The organism is Streptomyces californicus, from assembly GCF_000717645.1.
Classification (GTDB): domain Bacteria; phylum Actinomycetota; class Actinomycetes; order Streptomycetales; family Streptomycetaceae; genus Streptomyces; species Streptomyces californicus.
In genome coordinates, this window is the sequence record NZ_JNZZ01000012.1 from 131149 (window position 1) to 143315 (window position 12167).

Genomic DNA, 12167 nt, shown 5'->3' on the forward strand with positions numbered 1-12167 from the left:
CCGACAGCCGGGCCGGGCCCTCGCGCCGGCCCCCGACCGCCCGGCGTGCCCGGGTGCGGCCGGGGTCAGCCGCGCAGCACGCCGTCGCGCCAGATCACGGTGACCGGGCGGCCGAGCGTGCGGGCGTACGTCACGATGTCGCCGGTGCCGCCGAGGCCCCGGGCCGGCAGCCCGTCCCAGACCGCGAGCAGCCGGTCGCAGTGGTCGGCGATGTAGGCGCCGGCCGCGTAGTACGCCTCGTCGGTGGAGTGCGGGAAGTCGAGCCGCACCTCCCGGACCGCGCGCGCCTTGAGGGCCCGGTAGCGGGCGAGGTCGGCGGCGCTCTCGAAGCACGCCTCGTAGTCGCCGCTGGGGATGACCGCGGTCAGTTCGGCGCCGCGGGCCAGCGCCAGGTCGGCGAAGAGCTGGTCGGCGCCGACCGCCAGGCTGGAGAGCGCGTGCGTCGCCCGCTCGCGGCCGCGGAACGCGGCGCGCAGGCCCGCGAGCACGTGGGGCCGGGCCTCGGCGGGGATGGAGCGGTGACCGGTCACTCCGATGCGGTACACGGACCTGCTACCCCCTGATGCCGGCGGAGGGCGGCCCGGGGCTCGCCCGCCCCCGGCTCCTCCGTCACCCCGTCGCGACGACCCGTCGTGGCGTCATCCTCTCAACAGGTCCCGGGCGAGCGGGAGCCCCCGTCCGGAATTCCGGACGGGGGCACGTATGTACGGACAGCTCCGTACCCGGCCGGGCGGGGCCGGTCAGTACACGCTGACGCCGTAGGCGCTCAGCGCCTCGGTGACCGGCTGGAAGAAGGTCGTCCCGCCGGAGGAGCAGTTGCCGCTGCCGCCGGAGGTGAGACCGATCGCCCGGGTGCCGGAGTAGAGCGGGCCGCCGGAGTCGCCGGGCTCGGCGCACACGTTGGTGCGGATCATGCCGTAGACGACGTCGCCGCCCCCGTAGTTGACGGTCGCGTTGAGGGCGGTGACCGAGCCGCTGTGGGTTCCGGTGGTGGAGCCGCGGCGGGTGACGGCCATGCCGACGGTGGCGTTGGCGGCGCTGGTGATGTCCTGGCCGCCGACCGTGCCGTCCTTGGGGATGGTGGTGTTGGTGTAGCGCACGATGCCGTAGTCGTTGTTCGGGAAGCTCGACCCGGAGGTCGTGCCGAGCACCGTGGTGCGGGCCGAGTTGGCCCACCAGGTGGTCGCGCCGTCGGTGCAGTGCCCGGCGGTGAGGAAGTAGTAGGTGCTGCCGCTGCGGACGTTGAAGCCGAGGGAGCAGCGTCCGGTGCTGGAGTAGATGGCGTCGCCGCCGGAGATCAGCTTGGTGAACTTCCCGGGGGTGCGTTCGATGCGCAGGGCGTCGGCGTTGGGGCCCGCCGACTTCTTGATCCGGTCGATCTCCGCCCGCGAGACCGTGCTGTCGACGGTCACGACGAGGCGCTTGCTCTGCGGGTCGATGTTCCAGGCGGTGCCCGCGATGTCGGCGCCGAGCACGGCGTCGCCCGCCGCGGTCAGCTGGTCGGCACTGAACGTACGGGGGGTTTCGGCGTTCGCGGTGGGGACGGCCAGTGCCGCGACGGCGGCGAGCCCCGCGACGACGGCCGTGGTCCGGACGCGTCTCGCCGTGACCGAGCGGTTGTTGGTGCGCTTGATCCTCACGTCGGGTTCCTCCGAGGGGAATCGGGGGCCCTCCTGTGGGGTGGTGGGCCCGTGAGGCGCAGTCGGGGGCCGGTCCGGATTCCGAACTTGCCGTGCCCCTGACAATCGCTGCCCGGAGTATCGAGGCGGTCGAACGGAGGGCGCAAGAATGCCTTTCGGCCACGCGGGCCACACCTGCCTCCGGCCCCGGGAGCCGTGGGGCGGCCGGGGCCGGAGGGGCCGGTTCCGTGTCGGGCGTCGATACGGTCCGCTCAGGCGTCGACCCGGTTCCGCTCCCCCGCCGGGACCGCGACGGAGAGCGTGTTGCCCGGAGGCGGGAAGGGGCAGATGAAGTGATCGGCGAAGGCGCACGGCGGGAGCAGCGCGCGGTTGAGGTCGACGGTCACCCGGCCGTCGGCGTCGGGCGCGGCGGGCCGCAGGAAGCGGAAGCGGTAGCTACCGTTCCCGCTGGTCGCGTCGGCGAAGACGGCCCACAGCGACCCGTCCGGCTCGACCGCGACCCGCAGCGTGTGCTCCTCGCCGTCCACCGCGAAGGCGATCTCGCCGCCGAGGCCCAGACCGCGCTCGACCCCGTCCGCGTTGGCCACCCGTACGGTCCGGTCGTCGTCGTAGGGGCGGAAGGTCCCCGGCAGCACCCAGCGGGGGTCGTACGGGGTGGCGTCGATGGTGGAGAAGGCGCGCCGCGCGGGTGATCCCGGGTCGAAGTCCCGTACCGCCCACAGTCCTTCGCGGCGCAGCACCACCAGCCGCCGGTCACCGGCCGCCACCCGGGACGCGTCGATCGGCCCCCGGTCGGCGCCGAGGCGGACCTCGCCGGTCAGCGGCTCGCCGTCGACGGTGACGTGATCCTCGGCGGTGGCCGTGAGGACCACCTCGTCGCCGTCCTCGCGCCACTGCCCCGGGACGGCCGGAATTCGCCCTTCCGGGTAGTCGGAGAGCCAGTGGGTCCCGGTCAGGGAGAGCGGGCCGTACGGGGCGGCGACAGCGGTGACCCGCCCTTCGTGCCACCGCTGCCACTCCTCGGCGGCGGTCGGCCCGCCGCCCTGCTCCTGCTGCTGTGCGTCCGTGCTCATGCGGTCAACCTTTCCACACCGGCTCCGGCAGGCCGAGGTGCGACCGCAGCGTGGAGCCGGTGTACGCGGAGCGGAACGCCCCGCTCTCCTGGAGGATCGGGACGACCCGGTCGACGAAGTCGTCCAGGCCGCCGGGGGTGAGGTGGGGGACGAGGATGAAGCCGTCGGCGGCCCGCCCGTCGACGAACGCGGTCAGCTCGGCCGCGACGGTGGCGGGCGAGCCGATGAACGACTGCCGGGTGGTCGTCTCGATGACGGTCCCCCGCAGCGAGAGCCCCTTGGCCTCGGCGAGCGCGCGCCAGCGGGCGGCGATCGCGAAGGGGTCGCCGTGCCGGACCCGGCCCTGGGTGATCCCGGAGTCGGGCACCGGGTCGAACGCGGGGAGCGGGCCCTCGGGATCGTACGCGGAGAGGTCGGTGCCCCAGACCTGTTCGGCGGCGAGGATCGCGTTCTGCGGGGAGACCTGCTGCCGCCGGATCTCGTACGCCAGCTCCTGCGCCTCGGCGTCGGTGTCGCCGGTCACCACGGTGACCCCGGGCATGATCTTGAGGCTCTCGGGCTCCCTGCCGTACGCCGCGAGCCGGGCCTTGACGTCGGCGTAGAAGGCGCGGCCCGCCTCCAGGGTGCCGTGCCGGGTGAAGATGACGTCGGCGGCCGACGCGGCGAACTCCCGGCCCTCGTCGGAGTCCCCGGCCTGGATGACGACCGGGTGGCCCTGCGGCGAGCGCGGGACGGTGAACTCCCCGGAGACCGTGAACTGCGGCCCGTCGTGGGCGAACGGCCGCGAGACGCCGTCGGGCGTCCAGGAGTCCCACAGTTCGCGGGCGGTGGCGACGAACTCGGCCGCCCGGGTGTACCGGTCGGCGCGGTCGAGGTAGCCGCCGCGGCGGAAGTTCTCCCCGGTGAAGGCGTCGGAGGAGGTCACCACGTTCCAGGCGGCGCGGCCCGCGCTGAGGTGGTCGAGGGTGGCGAGCCGGCGGGCGAGTTCGTAGGGCTCGTTGAAGGTGGCGTTGACGGTGGCGGCGAGGCCGAGCCGTTCGGTGACGGCGGCCAGCGCGTTGAGCACGGTCAGCGACTCGGGCCGGCCGACCACGTCGAGATCGTGGACGCGGCCGTTGTGCTCGCGCAGCCGCAGCCCTTCGGCGAGGAAGAAGAAGTCGAACTTCCCGCGCTCCGCCGTCCGGGCGAGGTGCTCGAAAGAGGCGAAGTCGATCTGGCTGCCGGAGCGGGGGTCGGCCCATACGGTGGTGCTGTTGACCCCGGGGAAGTGGGCGGCGAGGTGCATCGGGCGCGGCACGGTCAGACCCCCTTCGCGGCGGTGCGGACGCCGGCGTACCGGCTCGCGGGGCGCGGCAGCCCCAGGTGTTCGCGCAGGGTGCCGCCGGGGTGGAAGGTACGGAAGAGGCTGCGGTGCTGGAGGAGGGCCACGGTGCCGTTGACGATCCTTTCGAGGTCGCGTTCGGGGGTGATGGGTGTGAGGTGGAAGCCGTCGGCCGCGCCGGAGCGGTGCCACTGGGCGATGAGGTCGGCGAGGTCGACGGGCCCGCCCCGGAAGTAGGTGCCGCCACCGGCGAGCCGCGGCCCGCTCTCCAGCCCCGGCTCGGGAGCGGTCTCCGCGTCGCCGAGGTCGACGGTGAGCGCGACGAGGACCCGCAGGTTCTCCGGGTCCCGGCCGTGGGCGGCGGCCCTGGTGCGCACCTCGTCGCGGACGGCGGCCGCCTGCTCGGGGGTGGTGGCCCGGATGTGGACGACGTCGGCGTGCCGGGCGGCCGCCTCGCGAGCCGGGGCGGTGGTGGCGTCGAGGACGGTGACGGGGCGGCCCTGCGGTGGTCGCGGCACGATCGCGGGGCCCTTGACCGTGAAGGCGGAGCCCTCGAAGTCGACGTAGTGGAGCTTGTCCCGGTCGATGAAGCGGCCGGTGGCGGCGTCCCTGATCTCGGCGTCGTCCTCCCAGCTGTCCCAGAGCCGTCCGGAGACGTCGGCGACCTCGCCGGCCTCCCGCCACAGCTCGGCGGGGGGCGCTGCGGCGCGGCGGCCGAAGAGCCGGGCCTCCGCCCCGGTGGTCGAGACGTCCGCCTGCCAGCCCGCCCGGCCCCGGCTCACCCAGTCGAGGGTGGCGACGGCCGAGGAGACATGGAAGGGCTCGGTGTGGGTGGTGGTCACGGTCGGGACGAGCCCGATCCGGTCGGTGCCGGGGGCGACGCGGGCCAGGACGGCGAGCGCGTCGGGCCCGGGGCGGGCGAAGGAGTCGCCGAGGGTGACGTAGTCGAGGGCGCCGTCCTCGGCGAGCCGGGCGAGCCGGAGGTAGTGCCCGGCGTCGTAGTGCGGCGGGCCGCCGATCTCGGCGGCGAGGTGGAGGGACGTACGGGCGGACATGGCGGGACCTCTCGGGTCGGCGGTCGGTCGGGGTGTCGCGGGGCCGCTCGCCCGGCCGCGCGCCGAGGGGACGCGCGGCCGGGCCCGGGACGTCAGCCGGTGGGCCTGGGCAGGCCGGGCGGGTTGATCTCCGACCTCTCCACGGCCTCGCCGCTCAGCCCCCACCGCTTGAGGACCTCGCCGTACGAGCCGTTGCGGATGATGTGGTCGATCGCGGCGGCGTACGCCTTCACCAGGCCGCTGTCCTTCTTGGTGGTGGCGGCGATCTTGCCCTGGAGGTCCCCGCCGGCCCCGGAGAGCTGGCCGATGATCTCGGACTGGCCCGCCGTGGCGACGTGGTAGGCGGCGTTGGGGCTGGGGCCGAGATGGGCGTCGACGCGGCCGGACCGGAGGGCCAGGTAGTAGTCGGTCTCCTTCTGGAAGTACGTGATGTCCACGGGCTCGCGCCCGGCCCTGACGTTCTCCTCGCTCCAGTCGACGAGGATCTTCTCCTGGTTGGTGCCGGAGGAGACCGAGATCTTCTTCCCCGCGACGTCGGCGGGGCCCTTCACCTTCCAGCCGGAGCCCTTCTTCGCCTCGAAGGCGATGTTGTCGAGCCGGTAGGTGGCGAAGTCGTACTTCTCCTTGCGCTCCTCGGTCACGGTGACGTTGGAGAGAACGGCGTCGAACTTGGAGCTGTCCAGGCCGACGAAGAGGTTCTCCCAGGAGACCTCCTCGAACCGCGGTTCCAGGCCGAGGGTGTCGGCGACGAGGGTGGCGATGTCGATCTCGGAGCCGATCCGGGTCCGGTCGTCGGTGGCGTAGAAGCCGAGCGGCGGCGAGGCGTCCGCGCTGGCCCCGATCCGCAGCGTTCCTCGCTTGCGGACCGCCTCGGGGACGAGATCGGCGGCGGCCGCCGCCTTCTCGCCTCTGATCCGGTCCTGGTCGGGCCCGATGTTGACCCCGCCGTCCTTGTGGCCTTCCGGAGCCGCCGGATCGGCAGCGGAGCCGGTGGCGCCGCAGGCGGTGAGCAGACCGGTGGCGGTCAGGGCGGCGAGGGCGAGCGTGGTGCTGCGGCGGACGGACACGTACGTACTCCTTGGGAGGGAAGAGGGGGCGGGACGGGTCAGAGGACCTTGGAGAGGAACGCGCGGGTGCGCTCCTGGACGGGGTGGTCGAGTACGTCGGCGGGCGGGCCCTGTTCGACGACGCGGCCCTCGTCCATGAACACGACGGTGTCGGCGACCTCGCGGGCGAAGCCGATCTCGTGGGTGACGACGATCATCGTGGTGCCGCCGCGGGCCAGGTCCTTGATGACGTCGAGGACCTCGCCGACGAGTTCGGGGTCGAGGGCGGAGGTCGGCTCGTCGAAGAGCAGGAGGCGGGGTTCCAGGGCCAGCGCGCGGGCGATGGCGACGCGCTGCTGCTGGCCGCCGGAGAGCTGTGCGGGGTAGGCCGCCGCCTTGTCCAGGAGGCCGACCCGTTCGAGCAGCTTCTCCGCCGCCGCCACGGCCGCCTTGCGGGGGCGGCCCAGCGCCGAGACCGGGGCCTCGATGATGTTCTCCAGGACGGTGAGGTGCGGGAAGAGGTGGAAGTTCTGGAAGACGAAGCCGATCTTGGTGCGTTGGCGCAGCACCTCGCGTTCGCGCAGTTCGTAGAGCTTGTCGCCGTCCCTGCGGTAGCCGACCAGTGTGCCGTCCACGCTGATCCAGCCCCGGTCCACCTTCTCCAGGTGGTTGATGGTGCGCAGGAGCGTGGACTTGCCGGAGCCGGAGGGGCCGATGACGACGGTGACCTCGCCGGGACGGACCGCGAGGTCGATGCCGCGCAGCACCTCCAGGGAGCCGAACTTCTTGTGCACGGAGCGGATTTCGACCATGGCGTCGCTGGGTGCGCTCATCGCACGGCCCCCTTGGCGTAGTGGCGTTCGACGTAGTGCTGGAGGACGGAGAGCACGGTGGTGAGGAGGATGTACCAGACGGTGGCGACCATCAGCAGCGGCACGACCCGGCCGTTGCGGCCGTAGACCACCTGCACCTGGTAGAAGAGTTCGCCGATCGCCATGACGGAGACGATCGAGGTGCCCTTGAACAGCGAGATGATCTCGTTGGCGGCGTTGGGCAGGATGGAGCGCATGGCCTGCGGGAGGACGATCCGCCGCAGCTGCCGCAGGCGCGGGATGCCGAGGGCGGCCGCCGCCTCCGACTGGCCCCGGTCCACCGCGAGGACGCCGCCGCGCACGATCTCCGCCGCGTACGCCGCCTGGTGCAGGGCGAGGCCGAGGACGGCGGCGCTGGTCGCGCCGACGAGGTTCATCGTGTCGAAGGCGAAGAAGCCCGGCCCGAACGGGATGCCGAAGGTCAACTCCTCGTACAGGTAGGCGAGGTTGAACCAGAACAGCAGTTGCACGATGAGCGGGATCGAGCGGAAGGCCCAGATGTAGCCGTGGGCGACCGCCCGCAGGAACCGGCTCTCCGAGAGCCGCATGAAGGCCAGGACGATCCCGAGGGCGAAGCCGAGGACCGTTCCGTAGACGGTGAGTTGGAGGGTGACCCAGACGGCCTTGAGGATCGTCGGCGCGGTGAAGAAGCGGGCGAAGACGTCCCACTCCCAACCGGGGTTGGTGATCAGCCCGTTGAGGAACTGGGCGAGCAGGACGGCCGTCGCCGCGATGGCGGCCCAGCGCCACGGGTGGCGGGCGGGGACGATCGTCAGCGTCTCGCTCCCGGCGCCGGCCCCCTTCGCGGCACAGCGGTCGGCGGGCGGAGGCGCGGACGGCCCGGCGGACGGGTCGGTGGGCGGTCCGGCGGACGGATCGACGGGTGGATCGCTGGTCAGCGACATGGAGGCAGTCCTTGGGCGCGGAGACGGAGGCGGCGGTACGGAACCGGGGTGGTACGGGAGGGCGGCGGCCGGGTCAGGAGGGAAGGCGACCGGGACAGGAGAGGTCGCGCAGCAACGTGAGCGCGGCGCGCGCGGCGGCGTCGTTCTGCCGGAAGGCGGGACCGCCGGTCCGGGGGCGGGTGAACGCCCCGCTGTTGCGCGCGGTGGTGAACGGCCCCAGCGCGAAGCGGCGCGGGTGCGGGCGGCCGGCCCGGTCCAGGACCCGGCTGTCGGCCGGGTCCACGGACAGCAGTCCGGAGCCGGTGACCGCCGCCCCCTCGTCGCGCAGGGCGCGCAGCAGCGGGCTCGCGGTGTGCCGGAGCGAGGGGTCGGGCAGCCGGGCCTCGACCAGCGCACGGGCCTCGGTGGCCGCGCCGGGGACGGTGGCGCTCCGGGCCCGGAAGAGGCCCCGCTCCTCGTCGGCCTCCACCGTCAGGTCGGCGCCGAGGAAGCGGACGACGCCGGCCCGGGACAGGGCCAGGAGCTGGTGGAGGCGGGGGCCGGGCGGGCCGGAGGCCAGGTAGCTGAAGAAGCCGTGCCACCAGCCGCCGATGTCGCCGAGCCGGACGAGCTGGGCGTAGGCGGAGAGGAGCCCGAGGAAGACGGCGAGGTCCTCGCTGTGCCCCGGGTCGTGGCGGCGGGCCAGGTCGTCCGTGATGTAGGCGCGCAGCGCATCCTGGAGGGCGTCGGGCGAGGGGTGGCGTACGCCGTCGAGCGGCCGGTCGAGCGCGTCGAGGTCGAGCCGGTCGGCCGGGTCGGGCACGGCCTCCGCGACGAGGGCCGCCAGTTCGGGACTGCCCGGGTCGGCGGCGGCGTACTTGTCGGCGAAGACCTCGTGGGCCAGGGCGGTGCGCTCGGGGTGGGCGGTGAACAGCCGGTGGTAGTGGGCGTGGCCCAGCTCCTTCACGACGGCCGGCCAGACGTCGCGCCGGAAGTCGAGCGGCCCGGCGGACCGCAGCGCCGCCTCGGTCCAGTCGGGCCCCAAGTGCCGAGGCAGGGGCGGGCGTTCACCGGTCCAGGCGTAGCCGATCTTCGCGTGGTACGGGACGCCTCGCCGCGATCCGACGTACAGCACGGGCTCCCGGCCCGAGGGCAGGTAGACCCCGTCCTCGTGCCGGCCGCCGCGCCCCTCGGTGAGCAGGACCATCAGGTCGACGAAGGCGAGCCCGAACCCCCGGACGATGACGGGCTCCCCGGGGCGCAGGGCGCCGAGGTCGCTGTCGGCGGTGAAGTCGGGCGGGAGGTGGACCAGGCCGTGGCGCCGGGCGAAGTCGCCCAGTCCCGCCTGCTCGGGCTCCTCCTCGGCGTCGAGGTGGCCGACGGTGAGCACGACGAGGTCGGCGAGGAGCGGTTCGGGGCGGTCCTGGAGCCGGACGCGCTGGCGGCCGCCGCGCGGGCCGGTGACGGCGAGGGCGGTGGTGCGGTGTTCGTGGACGGTGACGCCGGGCGGCAGGGCGGCGCGCGCTCGCTCGTAGGTCCAGCGCAGATAGGCGCTCTGGAGCCGCCGGGTGGGGAAGTCGCTTCCGGTGAGGCCGTGGATCTCGGCGAGCACGGCGGGGTCGGCGTCCGGGGTGACGCGCCCGGCGCGCACGTCGTCGGCCCAGGCGTCCAGGGCCGGTCCCGCCACGACGGGGCCGGCCAGCTCCACCGTCTCGTCGGTGAACATGGTGACGTCCTCGGCCATGGAGTTCATCCACAGCAGCGGCGACTGGTCGGGCCGCCATATCCGGCCGCCGCCCGGCGGGTGGGGGTCCACGACGTGGAGGTCCAGGGGCGTGTCTCCGTACAGCTCACCGGCGTTGGCGGCGATGCGCTCGATGACGCCGGTGCCGCGCGGGCCGCCGCCGATCACCACGAGGCTGGGCCGGGCGCTCATCGCGCACCCGCCGTGCCGCGGGCGTAGTACCGCTCGACGTAGCGCTGTCCGATGCTCAGCAGCGTGGTGACGGCCGCGTACCAGACGGTGGCGACGAGGAGCAGCGGGATGACCTGGTAGGTGCGGTGGTAGACGAGCTGGACGGAGTAGAGCAGGTCCTGGACGGCGATGATGCTGACGATGGAGGTGCCCTTGAGGGTGCCGATCAGCATGTTCCCGGCCGGCGGCACGATGGAGCGCATCGCCTGCGGCAGCACGATGCGCCGGAACCGCCGCCAGGGGCCGAGGCCGAGGGACTGGGCGGCCTCCACCTGGCCCCGTTCGACGGAGAGGATGCCGCCGCGCACGACCTCGGCGGCGTACGCGGCCTCGTGCAGGGTCAGCCCGACGACGGCGACGGCGACCGGGCCGAGGAGGCGGGTCGTGGAGACTCCGAGGATCTGCGGGTACAGGGCGCCGATGTTGAACCAGAACAGGAGCTGGACCAGGATCGGCGTGGACCGGAACAGCCACACGTACCCCCAACTGACGGCCTGGAGCACCGGGTTGCCGGAGAGCCGCAGGACGGCGAGCAGGGCGCCCAGGGCGAATCCGAGCACCATGACCACGGCGGTGAGCCAGAGCGTGAGCCACAGTCCGCGCAGGACGGGGACGGTGGCGAAGTAGGAGAGCACGACGTCCCACTGGAAGGCGTCGTTGCGGACGACCGAGTCCAGCGCGAGCCCGAGGAGGACGAGGACGGCGACGGCCGCCGTCCAGCGGCCCGTCCGGCGCACCGGGACGATCCGGGGAAGGGCCTCGGAGCCGGCCTCGGCGGACGGGGCCGGGGCGGCGGACGACGGCGAAGGGGGCGGAACGGTCTGCGGGGGCATGCGGGAGCTCCGTGGATGCTCAGCTCGAACACGGGGCGTGCCTTCACACCAAAGACCACACGTGGACCGGGCCCCTCAGCACCGGTCCGCCTCCGAGATAAGCGGCGTACACGGGGAGTTGTCAAGCCTGTCCACACTGTGAGCCGTACGTCTCACTTCGGTTGACGCGCCGTCGGAAGCCTGTTCCACTGAGCCCATGCATCCACAGCAGTGGCTGGTCACCCGCTCCCACATCGACTTCGGTCGCGTGTGGTCCTCCTCCTGTTGAGCCGACCCCCTGCTGTCCGGTTCCTTCCCGCTCACGCCGCCTTCCTCCGGCGTTCGAGCCCCGTTCCCCGCGTGACTTCGCCTCCGCCACACCGCGCCGCCCTCCCCTCGCTCCGCTGAACCCTCCCGGCCTCGCGCCGGCGCTCCGCCGCCTCTCCGGGCCGCCGCGGCTCCTCGCCGCCGCGCCCCGGGGCGATCGGCCCGCCCCGCCTGCCCTCCTTCGACGAACCCGGAGACGCACCGCCATGTCCCGACCCCGGCATACCGCCCTGTTCGCGTTCATCACCGTCGCCGCCCTGACGCTCACCGCCTGCGCCGAGCCGACCGGTGCGGCGGGCGGCGGCTCCGACGAGACCGCCGCGAAGGGGAGGCCGCCGACGACGGACGTGGTCTCGAAGGTCCGCAAGGACGAGGCCGCCGCCGCCCTGCTGCCCGCGAAGGTGCGCGAGGCGGGCACGCTGCGGATCGCCTCGTCCGTCGGCACTCCGCCCGGGGCCTTCTACCTGGAGGACGGTTCCACCCCGGCAGGCGCCGACATCGACTTCGCGGACGCGGCGGCACGGGTGCTCGGGCTGAAGCTGGACCGCGAGGTGGCGTCGTTCGAGGCGATCCTCCCGGCGCTCGGCAGCGGCAAGTACGACCTGGGCACCGGGAACTTCGGCGTCACCGACGAGCGCCGCAGGACCATCGACTTCGTGACGTACATCAACGACGGGCAGGGCTTCGCGGTCCGCGAGGACAGCACGCTGGGGAAGGTCACCGACCTCACCCAGCTCTGCGGTCTGACCGTGGCCACCAGCGCGGGCACCACCTTCGAGGTGACGCTCCAGGAGAACCGGTCCCGGTGCGCGCGGGCGGGCAAGAAGCCCTACGAGGTGAAGACGTACGCCGACCAGGCGGCCGTCTGGATCTCGCTCCAGCAGGGGCGCAGCGATGTGGTGATGTCCACCATCAACGGCCTGCGGTACGCGGTGAGCCAGCAGGAGGGGCTGCGCTTCCTCAACGAGTTCAAACGGCTCGACGTGGGGTTCGCCTTCAAGAAGGGCACTCCGCTGGCCCCGGCGTTCCGGGCGGCGGTGAACCGGCTCAAGGAGGACGGGACCTACGAGCGCATCCTGAAGAAGTGGGGCACCGCGAAGTCCGCGATCGAGACCTCGGAGATCTCGCCGCCCGAGATCACGTGATACGGCTCCGGCCCGCG

Annotated in this window: 11 protein-coding genes; 1 reads left to right on the forward strand and 10 read right to left on the reverse strand. The window is 73.4% G+C overall.

Annotated elements, in window-relative coordinates:
* Positions 1-65: 65 nt before the first annotated feature.
* The 10 genes from IF19_RS0117380 to IF19_RS0117425 form a co-directional block, all read right to left on the reverse strand.
* Positions 66-545, reverse strand: a complete 480-nt coding sequence (locus IF19_RS0117380; RefSeq protein ID WP_030114251.1) for a hypothetical protein — start codon at positions 543-545, stop codon at positions 66-68.
* Between the two features lie 195 nt (positions 546-740).
* Positions 741-1640, reverse strand: a complete 900-nt coding sequence (locus IF19_RS0117385) for a S1 family peptidase (protein WP_030114252.1) — start codon at positions 1638-1640, stop codon at positions 741-743.
* Positions 1641-1891: 251 nt separating this feature from the next.
* Complete coding sequence (locus IF19_RS0117390; protein ID WP_030276389.1) at positions 1892-2713, reverse strand: DUF1684 domain-containing protein; 822 nt, start codon at positions 2711-2713, stop codon at positions 1892-1894.
* Positions 2714-2717: 4 nt separating this feature from the next.
* Entirely contained in the window at positions 2718-3998 is a 1281-nt protein-coding gene (locus IF19_RS0117395) for an NtaA/DmoA family FMN-dependent monooxygenase (RefSeq protein WP_030114255.1), read from the reverse strand.
* A 14-nt stretch (positions 3999-4012) separates the two neighbouring features.
* Positions 4013-5089: an LLM class flavin-dependent oxidoreductase gene (locus IF19_RS0117400; protein WP_030192090.1), complete on the reverse strand. Its 1077-nt coding sequence runs from the start codon at positions 5087-5089 to the stop codon at positions 4013-4015.
* A gap of 92 nt (positions 5090-5181) precedes the next feature.
* Positions 5182-6156, reverse strand: coding sequence for an ABC transporter substrate-binding protein (locus IF19_RS0117405; RefSeq protein ID WP_030114258.1), 975 nt, complete (start codon positions 6154-6156; stop codon positions 5182-5184).
* 38 nt (positions 6157-6194) lie between these two features.
* Positions 6195-6947, reverse strand: coding sequence for an amino acid ABC transporter ATP-binding protein (locus IF19_RS0117410; protein ID WP_030120491.1), 753 nt, complete (start codon positions 6945-6947; stop codon positions 6195-6197).
* Positions 6948-6964: 17 nt separating this feature from the next.
* Complete coding sequence (locus IF19_RS0117415; RefSeq protein WP_030114261.1) at positions 6965-7912, reverse strand: amino acid ABC transporter permease; 948 nt, start codon at positions 7910-7912, stop codon at positions 6965-6967.
* A 73-nt stretch (positions 7913-7985) separates the two neighbouring features.
* A complete protein-coding gene (locus tag IF19_RS0117420; RefSeq protein WP_030120490.1) occupies positions 7986-9827 on the reverse strand; it encodes an FAD/NAD(P)-binding protein in 1842 nt (613 codons plus the stop codon).
* Entirely contained in the window at positions 9824-10699 is an 876-nt protein-coding gene (locus IF19_RS0117425) for an amino acid ABC transporter permease (protein WP_030114262.1), read from the reverse strand. Before IF19_RS0117425 ends, IF19_RS0117420 begins: the two co-directional genes overlap by 4 nt.
* A 512-nt stretch (positions 10700-11211) precedes the next feature.
* Here IF19_RS0117425 and IF19_RS0117430 point away from each other — a divergent pair.
* On the forward strand, positions 11212-12150 hold the full coding sequence (locus IF19_RS0117430; RefSeq protein ID WP_030276390.1) for an ABC transporter substrate-binding protein: 939 nt from the start codon (positions 11212-11214) through the stop codon (positions 12148-12150).
* The last annotated feature ends 17 nt before the right edge of the window (positions 12151-12167 follow it).